General features: G+C 71.1%; 12 protein-coding genes and 1 pseudogene. 5 read left to right on the forward strand and 8 right to left on the reverse strand.

Features of this window, described 5'->3' with window-relative positions:
* The first annotated feature begins 525 nt into the window (after positions 1 to 525).
* Positions 526 to 1,152: a nuclease-related domain-containing protein gene (locus AB0761_RS10150; protein WP_377273995.1), complete on the forward strand. Its 627-nt coding sequence runs from the start codon at positions 526 to 528 to the stop codon at positions 1,150 to 1,152.
* A gap of 209 nt (positions 1,153 to 1,361) precedes the next feature.
* On the opposite strand, the gene AB0761_RS10155 is transcribed toward AB0761_RS10150, so the two are convergent.
* Both AB0761_RS10155 and AB0761_RS10160 read right to left on the reverse strand, forming a co-directional pair.
* A complete protein-coding gene (locus AB0761_RS10155) occupies positions 1,362 to 2,591 on the reverse strand; it encodes a hypothetical protein (RefSeq protein WP_377268646.1) in 1,230 nt (409 codons plus the stop codon).
* Between the two features lie 287 nt (positions 2,592 to 2,878).
* On the reverse strand, positions 2,879 to 4,348 hold the full coding sequence (locus AB0761_RS10160) for an ATP-binding protein (RefSeq protein ID WP_377268647.1): 1,470 nt from the start codon (positions 4,346 to 4,348) through the stop codon (positions 2,879 to 2,881).
* A gap of 467 nt (positions 4,349 to 4,815) precedes the next feature.
* Between AB0761_RS10160 and AB0761_RS10165 the strand changes: the two genes are divergently transcribed.
* On the forward strand, positions 4,816 to 6,102 hold the full coding sequence (locus AB0761_RS10165; protein WP_377268648.1) for a flavin-containing monooxygenase: 1,287 nt from the start codon (positions 4,816 to 4,818) through the stop codon (positions 6,100 to 6,102).
* Positions 6,103 to 6,577: 475 nt separating this feature from the next.
* Here the strand turns inward: AB0761_RS10165 and AB0761_RS10170 are convergent, their stop codons facing one another.
* The 5 genes and pseudogenes from AB0761_RS10170 to AB0761_RS10190 form a co-directional block, all read right to left on the reverse strand.
* Positions 6,578 to 6,931, reverse strand: coding sequence for a VOC family protein (locus tag AB0761_RS10170; RefSeq protein WP_377268649.1), 354 nt, complete (start codon positions 6,929 to 6,931; stop codon positions 6,578 to 6,580).
* A gap of 683 nt (positions 6,932 to 7,614) precedes the next feature.
* Positions 7,615 to 9,047, reverse strand: a pseudogene (locus AB0761_RS10175) (aspartate ammonia-lyase).
* Positions 9,044 to 10,573, reverse strand: a complete 1,530-nt coding sequence (locus tag AB0761_RS10180) for an APC family permease (RefSeq protein WP_377268650.1) — start codon at positions 10,571 to 10,573, stop codon at positions 9,044 to 9,046. Before AB0761_RS10180 ends, AB0761_RS10175 begins: the two are co-directional and overlap by 4 nt.
* Positions 10,574 to 10,724: 151 nt before the next feature.
* The gene (locus AB0761_RS10185; RefSeq protein ID WP_377268651.1) at positions 10,725 to 12,080 is read right to left on the reverse strand and encodes an aspartate aminotransferase family protein; all 1,356 of its coding nucleotides are present in this window, start codon (positions 12,078 to 12,080) and stop codon (positions 10,725 to 10,727) included.
* 100 nt (positions 12,081 to 12,180) lie between these two features.
* Complete coding sequence (locus AB0761_RS10190; RefSeq protein ID WP_377268652.1) at positions 12,181 to 13,797, reverse strand: aldehyde dehydrogenase family protein; 1,617 nt, start codon at positions 13,795 to 13,797, stop codon at positions 12,181 to 12,183.
* Between AB0761_RS10190 and AB0761_RS10195 the strand changes: the two genes are divergently transcribed.
* Entirely contained in the window at positions 13,709 to 13,942 is a 234-nt protein-coding gene (locus AB0761_RS10195; protein WP_377268653.1) for a hypothetical protein, read from the forward strand. The genes AB0761_RS10190 and AB0761_RS10195 overlap by 89 nt on opposite strands.
* Positions 13,943 to 13,972: 30 nt before the next feature.
* Positions 13,973 to 14,578, forward strand: coding sequence for a TetR/AcrR family transcriptional regulator (locus tag AB0761_RS10200; protein WP_377268654.1), 606 nt, complete (start codon positions 13,973 to 13,975; stop codon positions 14,576 to 14,578).
* Here the strand turns inward: AB0761_RS10200 and AB0761_RS10205 are convergent.
* Positions 14,556 to 15,434 carry a hypothetical protein gene (locus AB0761_RS10205; RefSeq protein ID WP_377273997.1) on the reverse strand — a complete coding sequence of 293 codons (879 nt, stop codon included), beginning with the start codon at positions 15,432 to 15,434 and terminating at the stop codon, positions 14,556 to 14,558. The two genes, AB0761_RS10200 and AB0761_RS10205, sit on opposite strands and share 23 nt — an antisense overlap.
* Between AB0761_RS10205 and AB0761_RS10210 the strand changes: the two genes are divergently transcribed.
* The gene (locus AB0761_RS10210) at positions 15,316 to 15,570 is read left to right on the forward strand and encodes a hypothetical protein (protein ID WP_377274549.1); all 255 of its coding nucleotides are present in this window, start codon (positions 15,316 to 15,318) and stop codon (positions 15,568 to 15,570) included. The genes AB0761_RS10205 and AB0761_RS10210 overlap by 119 nt on opposite strands.
* Positions 15,571 to 15,654: the final 84 nt, after the last annotated feature.

Genomic DNA, 15,654 nt, shown 5'->3' on the forward strand with positions numbered 1-15,654 from the left:
CCGTGCGCCTGTGGCCGGGTGCATCGCAGTCGAAGCCGGGCCTACCCCCAATGTCCCGGCACCCCGTCGGGTCCCGGCTGATGGTGGGTCCTGGCCCATTACCTGACTTGACACCTCATCATTTCTGGGCGCTCCATCCCGGGTCTTGCGGCATCGGCGCCTGCGTGCCGGCCTGGTGATGGCAGGATCTGTGCTGAGGGGGGCCGGATGGATGATCTTGTGGCCAGGCGATGGCGCAGGAACGGCCAGGACCGTGTGTATGTCAGCCGCGTGGGCTCTCGGGGTGAGTCGGTCGCGTACTACGACTTCCGGAGCGGTGAGTTTCGTGTCCTCGTGCCGGCTGCCGAGGAGGCGGCGCGAGCGTGCATCGCCCGGTGGAAGCGAGAGCAACGGGCAACACAGGCACACCGATCCGGTCCGCGGTCTGCTGCTGCGTCGGAGGGGCCGAGTCCGGCGGCGGTCCCGCCCTTGCCTCCCCTGACACCGGACGAGGATCTGGCAGGCAACCGCCCCGGCGCTGCGCTGATGGCGTTGGCACGGGACAGGGAGCGGGCACAACGGCAGTTGGTTCGCTGGTCGGCACGCACAGCCAGGGACCCCCTTTTCCCAACGGAGATCCAGATCGGCATCGCGGGGGAAGTCTTTGTGGGCCAGGCACTGGGGCGGTTGCCCTCGGACAGCTGGCGAGTCCTGCACGGGGTGCAGTGGCCGAGCGGCAGCGACATCGACCATCTGGTGATCGGACCGCCCGGTGTGTTCACCGTGAACAGCAAGCACCACGCCGACGCGAGCGTCTGGGTCGGCGACGCCATGCTGCGGGTGGACGGACGAAGCACCGATTACCTGCGCAGCAGCATGAACGAGGCCCGCCGGGTGGCCAGGTTGCTGCTGAAGCGGTGTGGCTGGGCGGTGCCCGTCCGTCCGGTCATTGCTGTGGTCGGGGCTCGCTGGATCCGCATCGAGGCGGACGTACCAAGCGTGTCCGTCCTCGACGGGGCAACCGTGGACCAGTTTGTGACGCGACTCCCCGCCACGCTGACCACGGAACAGGTGGGCAGCGTGTTCGAGGTCGCTCGACGGAAGCGTGTGTGGTCGGAGTCGGGCGGACGTGGCTCCGCATCCATTCCGCCGCCCACAAGCCCCGCGCAGTGACCACCAGTTGAACGCCTGCCCCTCCCCTGCAGTCACCAGCGTCGGAGCTGCACAGCAGGCCGTTCCCGCAGCGCTGCGGAAACGGCCTGCGAGCTGTGCAAACGCCGGCCGGGACGAGAGCGTGTCAACCTACGCCCCCTGACTCCCTGGCCCGCGGTCCTTCTTCGCCCGACCTCTCCGCACTGACCTCGGACGATCGGCCCCGGTGCTCAGGTGCGGCTCAGGCTGCCGCACGCGGCGCTGCGTCCGGTGCCGACCGGCTTGCTGCGGTCGTAGGGGTCGACAGCCGGGCCGGACGGCGTTATGGAGGGGGTGGCACTGCCGGAGGGTTGCGGATCGACGTCCGTGTTGAACTGCGGGTGGAGAAAGCCGTCGTGGATGCCGCAGGCCGAGTTGCCGAGGTCGGAGTCCCAGCCCATCACCGGAAGAGTGCCGCGCGTGACGCGATACCGCTGCGGGTTCAGGAGTTCGAAGGTGACCGTGCGACGGACGATGGTCCGGACGACCTCAGCCGCAGTGCTCTCCTGCTTCTGCACCCGGGTCAGCGGATAGACGAAGGTGTAGTCGGCGACGATCCGCAGTCCACCGTGCTTGCCCTTGCCCACCGTCATGCGGCCGCGCACCTTGACGACGGAGCCGACCACCCGCACCTCACGGGGGTTGAACCGGGTGAACAGGGTCAGCGGGTCATGGTTCTCCCTCGGGTGCGCCAGGAACTCGCGCGCCATCTCCCGCGCATCGTTGGCGGTGGGGTCCATGATCGCGAGGGCCTTCTCCGGCTTGCCGCCGGCCAGCACGGCGGGGTCCAGGTTGGACGCGACGAGGAAGTCCTTGGCCGTCCGCAGCGCCTTGGCGACCTCCGCCTTGGTGTTGGTACCGACCGCCTTCGCCGTGGGCAGCACTATGCCGTCGGCGCCGTCGGCATACTGCTCGGCGGGCGAGCCGGCGAACGGCCGGTGCAGGGTGGGAATGTCGGGGTCCGCGGCGGACGGCGCCGCGGTGGGGGCGGCGGTCTCGGGCGGCAACGGTGCGGCGGCGGCGGCCGAAGCTCCCCAGCCGTGGCCGGCGAGAACGGACCGGACACCCTGCGGGTTCAATGCCGCCAGGACGAGCACCACCGCCAGCACGACGCCGACCAACCCGAGGAACTTGCGACCACGCGGCTTCCGGCCCTCCATCTCACGCCATGCGGGCCCGGTGCGCCAGCCATCGGGCAGCGCCGGCGTCTTGGGCTTGCGGCCGAACCTGGACCGCTTCGCCGCCTTGGCCGCCGCCTCATCCTCCAGGCGCAGCCGCTCGGTGACCAACCGCGCCCGAGCCGAGGCCTCCTTGGGCGCATTGGCGCGGATGTCCGCCTCGGTGTCGCGGGTGAACTGCTCCCAGACGTCGTCCGGCAGGGACGGCGGCTCTTCTCCGGGCGCGGCTGATCTGGAGGTCAAGGTACCGGCTCTCATCATCGATTGATCACTGAAGCGCCACATGTACTACCCGAACAGCGGTTCGCACAAGGCGGCTTTGGATGATCTTTACCGTGGCATCGCGAGGCCCCCACCAGCGGCGGGCCGTTACCCGGACAGGGTCGGACGCATCACATCGGCAGCCGCGGAGTTTGCATCTCGCGCCGCGGATTCGTGCGTCACCGGGATGGCAGGCCCCTGGGGAGGGAACCGCTCCGCCGCGTGGCCGCACCGCACGTTGTGCGGGGCCGACAGCTCCGCCGCTTGGATCACGCCCCCTGGTACAGCCGCTTGAGGTCGACAAGCTCGACGTCACTGCGGCTGCCGGCCACACGGCGCAGTTGGTCGGTGAAGCCGGAGCGGGCGAACAGCAGGAGCTTGGGCAAGGGCCCGACGCGTTCGCTGGGCAGCAGGCCTCGCAGGTGGTCCAGCCGCTCCAGTTCCGGCACGTCCACGGGCTTGGCCGTCCCCTTGGCCTCCCCGATCGCGGTGATCCGCTCCGACCCGAAGGCCGGGGACTCCCCGACCACCAGGTCCAGTTCATGGCCACGCCGGTGTTCCCGACACGGGATCTCCGTCGGACGCACCCAGCTTGCCCTGCCACCCAGGGTCTCGTCGGAGGCATGCTCGAAGCACCACTGCCGGGCCAGCTCCTCGAAGTGGGGGCCGTAGATCTTCCCGGCGACCGTGTCGGCGTTCTCCGCCCAGACCCGGTCCGCGCGCCCCACGACCAGCTCGGGCTCGTGACGCTGGATCAGCAGCTGGTGCAGTCGCACCACCGGTTCCGCTACCTTGAAGGTGCTGCGCTTGTCCCGCAGCGCGTCATCGACCTGTTCCAGCAGCCCGATGTCCTGCAGACCGGAGAGCAGATGCGCCAGGGCGCTGCTCGGACGCCCGAGCGCCGCCGCGATCTGTGACCGGCGGTGGTTGCCCGCGCTGACCGCGGTCAGGGTCGCCGCGTACGACGTGGGGTCGGAGATCGACGGCTCCTCCCGCAGCAGCAGACCGCCCTCCCGGAACATCGCCGACGCCGGGTTGAGCAGCCTGCGCTGCACCCACACATCGAAGTCGGCCACACTCCCCGGCCCCACTCCCCCGGACATCTCCCGGTACGCGGGCGTCCCGCCGACCAGCGCGTGCAGCCGGAAAGCCAGCTCCGGATCCTCCTCCACACCCCAGAACGCGGCCGCCTCCCGGAACCGGAACGGCCGTACCACCAGCTCCATGCTCGCCCGTCCGCGCAGCGGCGCACCGCCGCCCAGCAACTGGGCCATCGTGGTCAACGCACTGCCGCAGAGGATCAGCCGCGTGCGAGTGTGCTCCTTCGCATGGCTCAGCGGACTGAGTGATGCCTGAAGGTAGGAGGGCAGCGCCGGGCTCGCGGCCACCAGGTAGGGGAACTCGTCGATGACCACCGGCACCTGAGCGTCCTCACCGATCCGCAGGACCTCATCCAGAGCATCCCGCCAGTCGGAGAACAGCACCGGCCGCCGCAACCCCCGGAACGCCGCATACGCGCTCCCGAGGTCTGCCAGATTCTGCGCCTCGCTCTGCTGGGTCGCGGCGAAGAGGAAGCCGCCCATCTCGCGCACCAGCAGTTCCAGCATCAGCGTCTTGCCCTGCCGACGGCGGCCGTAGACCAGCCCCAGCGAGGCTCCCGGCTGATCCGAGGCGGCGAACTCACTCAGCGCACCCCACTCCGCATCCCGCCCGAACAGACGCCTCGGCTTCAGCGGCATAGCGACACCTCCAGCTATGATAGTAACAGCTATCATAGCTGGAGCAGCTATTTTTCGAGGTCGCGGCCCGTGGTCGGCGCCCCGCCGATCACCTTGGACGCTCGAGTTCCTCGACCGCCTCCTGATCCCGGACGAAGCGCGTGCCCGACCGGGCACCGCACCCCCGAATCCAGGGACGACCAGCGGATCTCTGCCCTGTAGATGGCAGAGCCCATCACCGGACCCGACCGGCTCCCCCGCCCCGGCGTCCTCCGATGCGTCCGGCCCGGCGGCCTTCTGCACAGGTACTGACCTGCGGCGAGACCAGCCGGGACGCGGGTCTCGGCAGCTGCGCGCCAGATCTATAAATCAGATCACCCACAACAAAAACGTCTATTGGACAGAATTCCGGATGGGCCCCGAGGATTTCTCGTGCGGTAGCACGGTCGACGCGACACCGGATGGACTGCCGCCTGACGGAGGTTGAAATGCCGAGTGAAAAGACTGAAGTAGTCGTCGTCGGGGCGGGCCAGGCAGGCGTGGCGATGAGCGAGCACCTAGGCGCTCACGGCATACCGCACATCGTCCTGGAGCGGCACCGGATCGCCGAGCGGTGGCGCTCGGAGCGGTGGGATTCCCTGGTTGCGAACGGGCCCGCATGGCACGACCGGTTCCCGGGGCTGGAGTTCTCCGACGTCGACCCCGATGCCTTCGCCTCGAAGGAGAGGGTCGCGGACTACTTTGTCGCGTACGCCGAGAAGATCGGCGCCCCGATCCGGTGCGGGGTCGAGGTGACCTCGGTGCGGAAGCACTCCGGCCGGTCCGGCTTCCGGGTCGAGACGTCGGAGGGCGCCATCGACGCACGCTTCGTCGTGGCTGCGACCGGACCTTTCCAGCGGCCCCTGATCCCGCCCATCGTTCCGGATGGCGCCGTCCCCGTGCAGATCCACTCCAGCGGCTACCGCAACCCGGAGCAGCTGCCCGAAGGCGCGGTCCTCGTGGTCGGGGCCGGCTCCTCGGGGGTCCAGATCGCCGACGAGCTGCGCCGGTCCGGTCGCCGGGTCCTGCTCTCGGTGGGTCCCCACGACCGTCCGCCCCGCGAGTACCGCGGACGTGACTTCTGCTGGTGGCTGGGCGTGCTCGGGCTCTGGGACGCACAGACGCCTCCGCAGGGTGCCGGACATGTGACCATCGCGGTCAGCGGCGCCCGCGGCGGCCACACCGTGGACTTCCGCGCCCTGGCCGCCGACGGTGTCGAACTCGTCGGCCTGACCGCGTCCTACGACAACGGCGTACTGCGCTTCGCGCCGGACCTCGCCACAAACATCACGCTCGGCGACGGCAACTACCTGGCGCTCCTCCGGGCGGCCGACGAGTATGTCGAGCGCATTGGGCTCGACCTCCCCGAGGAGCCTGAGGCCCACGTCCTCGGGCCGGAGCCGGACTGCGTGTCCAACCCCCTCCTGGAGCTCGACCTGGCCGCGGCCGGCGTCACCTCGATCGTCTGGGCGACCGGCTTCGCCAGCGACTACAGTTGGCTCGAGGTCGACGCGTTCGACGAGAACGGCCGACCGGACCAGCGGCGGGGAGTGTCCTCGGAGCCGGGCGTCTACTTCCTGGGCCTGCCCTGGCTGTCCCGCCGCGGGTCGAGCTTCATCTGGGGTGTCTGGCACGACGCCAGATATGTCGCCGACCACATCACGATCCAGCGAAGCTATCTCGCATACGGCAGCACCGACGGGCCCGGCGCCGCGTCCAGGGCCGAGGTGAACTGAGGAGCCGACGGGGCCTCCCGCCGTCATCGAGTCGACCAGCGCCACTTCGGCCAGCCTCGCGTGCGACGGCTCCATCAGCCAATCAGGGCGATCTCCGCGGTGCGTCAGACGGGTGCCATCGCAGCTGCATGACCGACGCGCAGCGGGCCGAGGCCCGTGCCTCGACGCCGGTGCCGGCCGGGCTGGGAGCCAGGGCCGGCACCGGGGAGGCACTCCCGGCGGGATCTCAGTCAGGGGGCGGTGCAGGGCGTCCCGGGATCGTGACCTTGTGGCTGGCTGGTGCTGCACGAAGGTGCCCTGCGAGGTCTCCCGGGTCTGCTCGGGCTGATCGGGCTGATCGGAGTTGATCGCGGGGACACCTCAGAGGCCGGACCAAGTGCCCGCAGAAGGCCTCTCGGGGCGGGCCTGACCACCCTGCACACTTCGACAGCCCAGAGGTCCGGCAGCGCGCGTCACCGCCGGCGCAAAGACCCGGTCAGGCGGGCTGCCACAGCTCGATCCGATTGCCCTCGGGATCGGTGACCCAGCCGAATCGACCGATGCCCTCCATGTCCTGCGTCTCTTCGGCCACGTCCGCACCCTTGGCGCGCAATTGCGCGAACATCGCATCCAGGTCGTGGACCCGGAAGTTGAGCATGGTCTGCTGGGCGCGAGACCCGAAGTAGTCGGTCCCGGACTCGAACGCGGCGAACACCGTCGGCCCGGCTCCCTGATGCCACAGGCCGTGCTCATCGATGTCCAGGCCCAGGCAGTCGCGATACCACGCGCTCAGGGCGGCCGGGTCAGCGGCTCGCATGAAGTATCCACCGATGCCAAGCACACGCTCCATGCCGCCATCTTGTCAGGACAGCAATAGCGCGGGCTGACACCACACCGTCGCCCGCTTCACTCCCCGTCTCAATCGCGCGGGGGAACTCGTCAGGGCGGTGTCCGCAGCCGGAGACCGCCTTTTGTTGCGCCGGGGGGCAGCATCATCCGCCGCAGTTCCTGGCCTCTGCCCACGTGGGGTGCCGGGCCACTCGTGTGGGAGCCCGCTTTGGCTGCCAGTGAGTTCCGCAGCCCAGGACGCCCGGACAGCGCCGGCGCGCCGCGGTGTCGGCGCACTCGGGGATTGTGCCCAGCAACGTACGGACAGACGAGCCCCGCCGCTGATCTTGTGTCCGGTCCGCGCGATCACCGGTGCCCACGAGGTCATGTTTTGGGCTCGTCGCCAGGCGTCCAACCCAGTACGTTGACGACCTTCGGGTAGTGCAGACTCCCGGAGTCCCGGATGGCGCTCCCATGACGAACCTCGATCAGACCACCGCACGGCGTCGCCTCAACACCGCACTGGACACCTTGGCCGTCACTTTCCGCTCCGTACCCGGCTGAGCGCGTTCCCCCGTAGACCGGCACGTGGCAGTTCGGTCGCCGCGCGGTGCGCCACAGCCGGATCTGCCCCGGAACCGTGGCATCCGGGGCAGATCCGGCGGAGCGCTGAAGATCCTCAGGCGTCGTCCAACGGGCCTGTCGTCACCTTGCCGGGAGTGGTCGCGTCGTGGCAGCGAGGTTCTCCGGGCGGAGCAGTTGATCGAGTTGGTCCGCGGTCAGCAGGCCGCGTTCGAGGACCAGCTCGCGGACGCTGCGTCCGGTGGCGAGGGCCTCGGCGGCGACGCTGGTGGCGGCGGTGTAACCGATGAACGGGTTGAGGGCGGTGACCGTGCCGATCGAGTGGTCGACGTTGCGGCGCAGCTGGTCGGGGTTGGCGGTGATGCCGGTGACGCAGCGCTCGGTGAGCGTCCGGCAGGCCCCGGCGAGCAGGGCGAGGGAGTCCAGCAGGCTGTGGGCGATGACCGGTTCGAAGGCGTTGAGCTGGAGCTGGCCCGCCTCGGCGGCCAGGGTGATGGTGGTGTCATGGCCGATGACGCGGAAGGCGACCTGGTTGACGGCCTCGGGGATGACGGGGTTGACCTTGCCGGGCATGATGCTGGATCCGGCCTGGACGGGCGGGAGGTTGATCTCGCCGAGGCCGGTGCGCGGGCCGGAGGAGAGCAGGCGCAGATCGTTGCAGACTTGGACAGCTTGACCGCGATCCGCTTCAGTACTCCGGAGAGCTGCACGAACGCGCCGACGTCCCAGGTGGCCTCGACGAGGTCGACCGCGGTGGTGAGCGGCAGGCCGGTCAGCTCGCACAGCCGCGCGCACACGGTGGCGGCGTACTGGTCGGGCGCGTTGAGGCCGGTGCCGATGGCCGTGCCGCCGAGGTTGATCTCCAGCAGCAGTCGACAGGCCTCGGTGAGGCGCTCGACGTCCTCGCGGATCGTGACGGCGAAGGCGCCGAACTCCCGGCCCAGCGTCATGGGGACGGCGTCCTGGAGCTGGGTGCGGCCCATCTTCACCACGGGCGCGAACTCGGCGGCCTTCGCGGAGAAGGCGTCGGCCAGACCGGTCAGGGCCGCGTGCAGGTGCCGGGCGCCCATCTGGAGGGCGATGCGGACGGCCGTCGGGTAGGCGTCGTTGGTGCTCTGGCTGAGGTTGACGTGCTCCAGCGGGTGGAGTTCGCCGTAGTGGCCGCGGGCGTGGCCGAGCAGTTCCAGGGCCCGGTTGGCGATCACCTCGTTGGCGTTCATGTTGGTGGAGGTGCCGGCGCCGCCCTGGATGACGTCGACCATGAACTCGTGATGCAGGTGTCCGGCGCGGATCTCCTGGCAGGCGCCGACGATGGCATCGGCCCGGCGGCGGTCCAGCAGACCGAGCTCCTGGTTCGCCCGCGCGGCGGCCTGCTTGACGCAGGCGAGGGCGACGACCAGTTCGGGGTGGGCACTGACGGGGATGCCGGTGATCGGGAAGTTCTCCACTGCCCGCAGGGTGTGGACGCCGTAGTAGGCCTCGTCGGGGACGTCGCGGTCGCCGAGCAGGTCGTGTTCGGTGCGGTGCGGGACGACGGCGGGGACGGGGACGGTCATGACTGGTACTCCGCGAGGGCGCCGGCGGTCGGGGCCTGTTCGGTGCGGCGGTCGTTGCGGCCGGCGACTACGCGGCCGAGGAGCCCGATGGTGAGCAGGACGGCGACGGTGCCGAGGGTGAAGGTCTCGAAGGCGGTGCGGGAGACGCCCCAGGTGCCGTTGAAGTCGTAGCCGACGCCCAGGACGTGTTCCAGGACGCCGGGGAAGAGGGCGATCCACGAGCCGAGGACGATCCAGGCGTAGACAAGACCGAGGCTGATCCGGAAGCCCCAGGTGCCGAAGGGCACCCGGTACGGCCGCTGGACGTCCGGGTGGTTCTTGCGCAGGGTGCCCAGCGCCGGGATGACGGCGAGGTAGGACAGCAGCAGGGTGGTGACGGCCACCGTGAGGACGACCTTGAAGACGGCCGCGGCGGTGCCGTTGACCAGGAGCGTGGCGGCAAGCATGAACGCGGTCGCGGTGACGCCGGAGACGAGGTTCATCCGCACGGGGGTGCCCAGGCGGGGGTGGAACGCGCCGAGCGCCCGGCTGAAGAAGCCGCCGTCGGCGGCGGCCATGGCCTGCATGCGGTCGCTGACGATCATCCAGGCGCTGCCCTGGGTCATCAGGACAAAGACGAACAGGACGCTGGTCGCGGTCAGCAGCGCGTGCCCGGCACTGCCGTAGCTGCCAAGGACGAGGGCCGCGGCATCCAGGAAGCCCGCGACGCCGGTGATCTGCTTGGCCGGGACCACGGCGAGGATGGCGAACACGGGCAGCAGGTAGCAGCAGGCGGCGACGGCGCCGGAGACCCCGATGGAGACCGGCACGTCCCGCTTGGGGTTGCGCATCTCCTCGCCCGCGGCGTTGGGGGCCTCGAAGCCGACATAGGCGAAGAGCAGGATCGGCACCAGCGCGAGGAGCCCGCCGGTGGTCGGCGCGAAGCCGGCGCCGGACAGACCCTTGAAACCGTGCTGGAGGCCGTAGACCAGCGCGGTGGCGGTGACGGTCAGCATGACGGCGACCTTGGCGATGGCGCCGACCGTCGTGATCCATTTGCCGCGCCGGAGGGAGACCACGGCGGTGAGGATGGAGACCCAGATGAACACCAGCTTGAAGGTGTAGTCGCCCACGGTGCCGCTGCCCAGCGTGGTGACATGGCTGTCCCATGCGCCCGCGGCGGCGAAGACGAGTGAACCGCCCAGCCAGACCGGGTTGGTGACCCAGTAGAAGAGGGTGGTCAGCGCGGCGGCGGTCCGGCCGTGGGCGAGCTTGACCCACACATACGGGCCGCCCTCCTGCGGGAAGGCGGCGCCGGTCTCGGCGAAGAGCAGCGCGTAGGGGACGAGGAAGACCAGCCCCAGCAGGGCGGTCCAGGTGACGGCCTCGCCGCCGCCGGTGGCGATCTGCCCGATCACGTCGGCCGAGATCACGGCGGCGACACCGAGGGCCATGATGTCGAAGCGGCCGAGGCTGCGGTGCAGGTTCGGCACCGAGTCGGGTCTGTCGGCGGGTTCCTGGCTGTCCGGTGCGGGGGTGGTGGACACGGGAACTCCTCGAAAGGGTGTGGGGAGGGGGAGGTGTTCAACGCGGTGCGGTGAGGGCCGGGCCGTCCCGGGGAGGGTGGGGTGGTGGGACGGCCCGGCGGTCTTCCGGTGACGGTGACGGGCGCTGCGCAGTGCCCCGTCACCATGCGGGTCAGTTGCGCATTTCGCCGGTCGGGGTGACACGCTCCAGGACCTGACGCATGGCGGCGACGGCCTCCTTGGCCTCCGTCTCCGTCATGATCAGCGCCGGGGAGAGGACCAGGCTGTGGGCGCAGTCGCGGACGATGACACCGGTCTCGCGGCGGATCACGTCCGGCAGCAGCGGCTGCAGCATCGGCAGCGGCTCGCGGGTGGTGCGGTCGGCGACCAGCTCGACCGCGAGCATCATGCCGACGGAGCGGATCTCGCCGACCACCGGCAGCTCGCCCAGCTGCGCCTCCAGCTCGCGGTGGAGGAAGCCGCCGATCTCGGTGGCGCGGGCGAGCAGGCCCTCGCGCTCGATGATGTCCAGGTTCTCCAGGGCGACGGCGGCCGCCACGGGGTGGCCGTTGTAGGTGTACCCCATGGGGAAGCCGTGGTCGGCGAGCAGCTGCTCGGCGACGTGGTCGCCGACGAGCAGCGCGCCGAGCGGGATGTAGCCGGAGGTGATGCCCTTGGCGGTGACGATGATGTCCGGCGTCACGCCGAAGTGCTGGGCGGCGAACCAGGTGCCGACGCGGCCGTAGGCGGTGACGACCTCGTCGAGGATGAGCAGGATGCCGTGGCGGTCCAGCACCTCGCGCACCCGCGGCCAGTAGTCGGCCGGCGGGACGAGCATGCCGCCGACGCCCATGATCGGCTCGCCGATCATCGCGGCGATGTTGCCCGGGCCGATCTCGGCGATCCGCTGCTCCAGCTCGGCGATCAGGAAGTCGGTGGGGTCCTCGCCGCCGTAGAGCTCGCTGCGGTACGGCCACGGCGGGGTCAGGTGGGAGACGTGCGGCATCATCGGGGCGAAGCCCTCGTGGTAGACCGGGAAGCCGGTCGCCGAGCCGCCGCCGTAGCCGATGCCGTGGTAGGCCTTGTGCCGGGCGAGGATCCAGGTGCGGTCGGTCTCGCCACGCCGGTGGTGGTAGAAGCGGGCCATCTTGATCGCGGCCTCGTTGCCCTCCGAGCCGCCGGAGGTGAAGTAGACGTGGCCCAGGCCCTCCGGCGCGATCGACGTCAGCTTGGTCGCCAGCTCGATCGCCCGGTCGTTGGAGAACTCCCAGAAGCTGGTGAAGTACTCCAGCTGCGCCATCTGCTCATAGGCGGCGCGCGCCACCTCCTCCCGGCCGTGGCCGATCTGCGCGAGCCACAGGCCGCCGGTCGCGTCCAGGTAGGAGCGGCCGTCCACGTCGGTGAGGCGGCAGCCCGAACCGGCGGTCATCACGACGCGCTCGGCGACGGAGCCGGGCAGATACGGGTGGATGATCCGGGCCCGGTCCGCGTCGCGCAGCTGGTCCGGGGTCATCGGGGTGCGGCTCATGGTGGTGCCTTCCGTGCAGGTGATGAGGGTGGAAGCTCAGGTGGGGACCCGGCGGGTCGGGCCGGTGCTCAGGTGGGAGCCCGGCGGGCCGGGCCGGTGCTCAGCCGAAGGAGACCCAGGTCGTCTTCAGGCCGGTGTACTTGTCGAAGGAGTGCAGCGAGAGGTCGCGGCCGTAGCCGGACTGCTTGAAGCCGCCGAACGGGGTGGCGGGGCTCAGCGCGTCGACCGTGTTGACCGAGACCGTCCCGGCGTGGAGCGCCTCCGCGACGCGGTGGGCACGGGCGAGGTCGCGGGTCCAGACGGAGGCGGCCAGGCCGTACGGGGAGTCGTTGGCGATCCGCACGGCCTCCGCCTCGTCCCGGAACGGAAGGACCGTCAGCACCGGCCCGAACAGCTCCTCGCGGGCGAGCGGCGCGTCGGCCGGCAGGCCGGTGACGATCGTCGGGTGCAGATAGGCGCCGATGCGGTCGGGCCGGGTGCCGCCGAGGACCACGCGTCCGCCGTCGGCCCGTGCGGCGTCGACGGCGGCGAGGAGGCGCTGCGCCTGGGCCTCGTCCACCAGCGGGCCGATGCGCGTGGCCGGGTCGAGCGGGTCGCCGGGGAGGTAGCAGGACGCGTGCTCGGCGACGCGGGCGGTGAACTCCTCGGCGATGTCCGCGTGTACGAGCAGCCGGGTGTTGGCGGAGCAGACCTGGCCCGCGTTGAAGCAGAAGCCGAACGCGGCGCGCTCGGCGGCGGCGTCGAGCTCGGCGTCCGGGAAGACGAGGTTGGGGCTCTTGCCGCCCGCCTCCAGCCAGACCTGCTTGCCGTTGGACTGCGCGGCATAGGAGAGGAAGAGCCGCCCGACCGCCGTGGAGCCGGTGAACGCGAGCACGTCCACGTCCTGGTGCAGGCCGAGCGCACGCCCGGCCGTCTCGCCCAGGCCCGGGACGACGTTCAGCACACCGTCCGGGATCCCCGCCTCGACCGCGAGGCGCGCGAGCAGCAGCGCGGACTGCGGCGACTGCTCGGCGGGCTTCAGCACGACGCTGTTGCCGGCTGCCAGCGCGGGGGCGAGCTTCCAGGACGCGAGGTCGAGCGGGAAGTTCCACGGCACGACCGCGGCGACGACGCCGAGCGGGACGCGGCGGACCAGCGCCAGGTTGCCCGGCGCGGCCGGGGCCACCTCGTCGTAGAGCTTGTCGGCGGCCTCGGCGTGCCAGGCGAAGCAGCCGGCCGCGCCCGGGACGTCGACGGCGAGCGCCTCGGCCACGGGCTTGCCCATGTCGAGCGAGTCATAGAGGGCGAACTCCGTTCCGTGCTGCTCGATCAGCTCGGCGAGCCGCAGCAGGCGCTTCTTGCGCGCCTCGGGCGCGAGCCCGGACCAGCGGCCGTCGGCGAAGGCGGTCCGGGCCGAGCGGACGGCGTCGTCCACGTCCGCGGCGTCGCAGGAGGCGATCTCGGCGAGCGCCTTGCCGGTGGCCGGATCGGTGTCGGTGAAGGTGGCACCGGAGCGGGCGTCGCGCTGCTCGCCGTCGACGAAGGCGCGGGTCTGCGGGGCCAGGCCCGAGGCCAGCCGGCGCCACTCGTCGGCGCCGGCGGGGGTGCGGCTTGCGGGGGTGCGGCTTGCGGGGGTGCGGCTTGCGGGGGTGCGGCTTGCGGGGGTGCGGCTTGCGGGGGTGCGGCTTGCGGGGGTGCGGCTTGCGGGGGTGCGGCTTGCGGGGGTGGGGTCGCTCATGGTGGGGAACCTCAGGAGTCCTCGAAGGGCAGTCGACCGCGGTCTCGTCCGCCGGGGTCTGGGGCAGCTGCCCGAGTTCTTTGATGCGAGATTCAAACAACGCGTTAAGCTCACGTCAATGGCAGAAGCGGGTTGGGACTGTTAAATCTGCGATCCCCATCAGAGAATGGGAGCCATGGGACGCCCGAAGAACCAGGAAGCCCGCCGCGGGGCGCTGATCCACGCCGCCGGACGGGCCATCGCGGACCGGGGCATGGCCGGCCTGCGGATCAAGGACATCGCCGCCGAGGCAGGTGTCTCGGCGGGGTCGGTCCTGTACTACTACCCGGAGCTCGACGACCTCGTCCTGGCCGTCCACCAGGACGCCGTCGAGAACTACCTGGCCGAGCGCCAGCGCCGCACCGACGAACCCGACGGACCGGTGGCCCGGATGCGCGCCGCGCTCGCGGGCGGTCTGCCGTCCGGCCCGGACGACGCGGTGCACCGGCTGCTGTTCGAGCTGCACGGCCTCGCCGACCGCAGCGCCGCCCACGCGGCGTTGATGTCGTCGCTGTTCGCCCGCGAGGTCGCGCTGTACTCGACGCTGCTGCAGGTCGGTGCGGCGGCGGGCGTCTTCACGCTCGCCGCCGCACCGGTTGCGGACCTGGCGCGCAACCTGGTCGCGATGGAGGACGGCTACGGGCTCCACATCGTCGCCCGCAACCCCTCCGTCGACCGGGCCACGGCGCTCGGCCTGCTGACCGCGCACGCCCGCGCGATCACCGGCTGCCCGGATCTGTAAGCCCTCGGTTCACCGATTCGGGCAGGCCAGATCGGCTGCGGTCAGGGCGAGCGCAAGCGCACCGTCGAGCAGGGCGGCGTCCGCTGCCGGGGTCGCGCAGGCGGCGGCGAACTCCCGCTGGTGGTTGACCGCGGGCAGTGAGTCGATGCCGATGTAGGGGTGCAGCGCCCGCAGGACGCGGGAGACATTGCCCATGTCGGTCGAGGCCCGGTTCATCCGCGCCGCCGGATCGCCCGGCGCGGCGAAGCGGCGGCCGATGCCCTCGGCATTGCGGCGGTAGAGCGCGATCAGCTCCGCGTCGTTGCGGAACTCCGAGTACGGGGGGCTCTCCGGCTCGATCTCCAGCGCGCAGCCGGCAGCCAGCGCCCCCGCCCGGAAGCAGGCCTCGACGCGGGGCTGGACCCGTTCCAGCTCCTCCAGGTTCGAGGCGCGCACATACCAGCGCCCGGCTGTGCGCTCGGGGATGGCGTTGGGCGCCTCTCCCCCGCGCGTCACCAGCCCGTGCACCCGCGTGGTCGACGGCAGCTGCTGGCGCAGCAGGCCGATGCCGACCTGGGCGACGGTGAAGGCGTCGGCGGTTGCGGCCCTGCTCCGGATAGGCCGCGGCATGGGCGGCCCGGCCGGTGTACTGGACGCCCAGATGGGCCACGGCGAAGGGTTCGGCCTCGGCGACGTCGACCGGGCCGGGGTGGACCATCATCGCCACGTCCACGCCCTCGAAGGCGCCGCGGTCCAGCATGAGGATCTTCCCGCCGCCGCCCTCCTCGGCCGGGGTGCCGAGGACGGTGACGGTCAGCCCGAGGTCGTCCGCGACCCGGGCCAACGCGGCGGCGGCGCCCACGGCCGAGGCGGCGATGATGTTGTGGCCGCAGGCGTGGCCGAGGCCGGGCAGCGCGTCGTACTCGGCGCAGAGCGCGACATGCAGCGGACCGCTGCCGACCGTCGCGGCGAACGCGGTCGGCAGCCCACAGACGCCCGGGGTGACCGTGTAGCCGAGGTCGTCGAGGAGCGAGGCGGTCCAGCGGGCCGCCTGCACCTCCTCCCAGGCCGTCTCCGGGTTGGCGTGCAGCCGGTGC

Origin of the sequence: Peterkaempfera podocarpi (genome assembly GCF_042466665.1) — a bacterium.
GTDB lineage: Bacteria > Actinomycetota > Actinomycetes > Streptomycetales > Streptomycetaceae > Peterkaempfera > Peterkaempfera podocarpi.

Excerpts from the sequence above, each read along its gene's own strand:
- AB0761_RS10150 (WP_377273995.1), top strand. The coding sequence starts at position 526 with ATGGCGTTGGCACGGGACAGGGAGCGGGCACAACGGCAGTTGGTTCGC.
- AB0761_RS10160 (WP_377268647.1), bottom strand. The coding sequence starts at position 4,348 with ATGCCGCTGAAGCCGAGGCGTCTGTTCGGGCGGGATGCGGAGTGGGGT.
- AB0761_RS10165 (WP_377268648.1), top strand. The coding sequence starts at position 4,816 with ATGCCGAGTGAAAAGACTGAAGTAGTCGTCGTCGGGGCGGGCCAGGCA.
- AB0761_RS10170 (WP_377268649.1), bottom strand. The coding sequence starts at position 6,931 with ATGGAGCGTGTGCTTGGCATCGGTGGATACTTCATGCGAGCCGCTGAC.
- AB0761_RS10185 (WP_377268651.1), bottom strand. The coding sequence starts at position 12,080 with ATGAGCCGCACCCCGATGACCCCGGACCAGCTGCGCGACGCGGACCGG.
- AB0761_RS10190 (WP_377268652.1), bottom strand. The coding sequence starts at position 13,797 with ATGAGCGACCCCACCCCCGCAAGCCGCACCCCCGCAAGCCGCACCCCC.
- AB0761_RS10200 (WP_377268654.1), top strand. The coding sequence starts at position 13,973 with ATGGGACGCCCGAAGAACCAGGAAGCCCGCCGCGGGGCGCTGATCCAC.
- AB0761_RS10210 (WP_377274549.1), top strand. The coding sequence starts at position 15,316 with ATGAGGATCTTCCCGCCGCCGCCCTCCTCGGCCGGGGTGCCGAGGACG.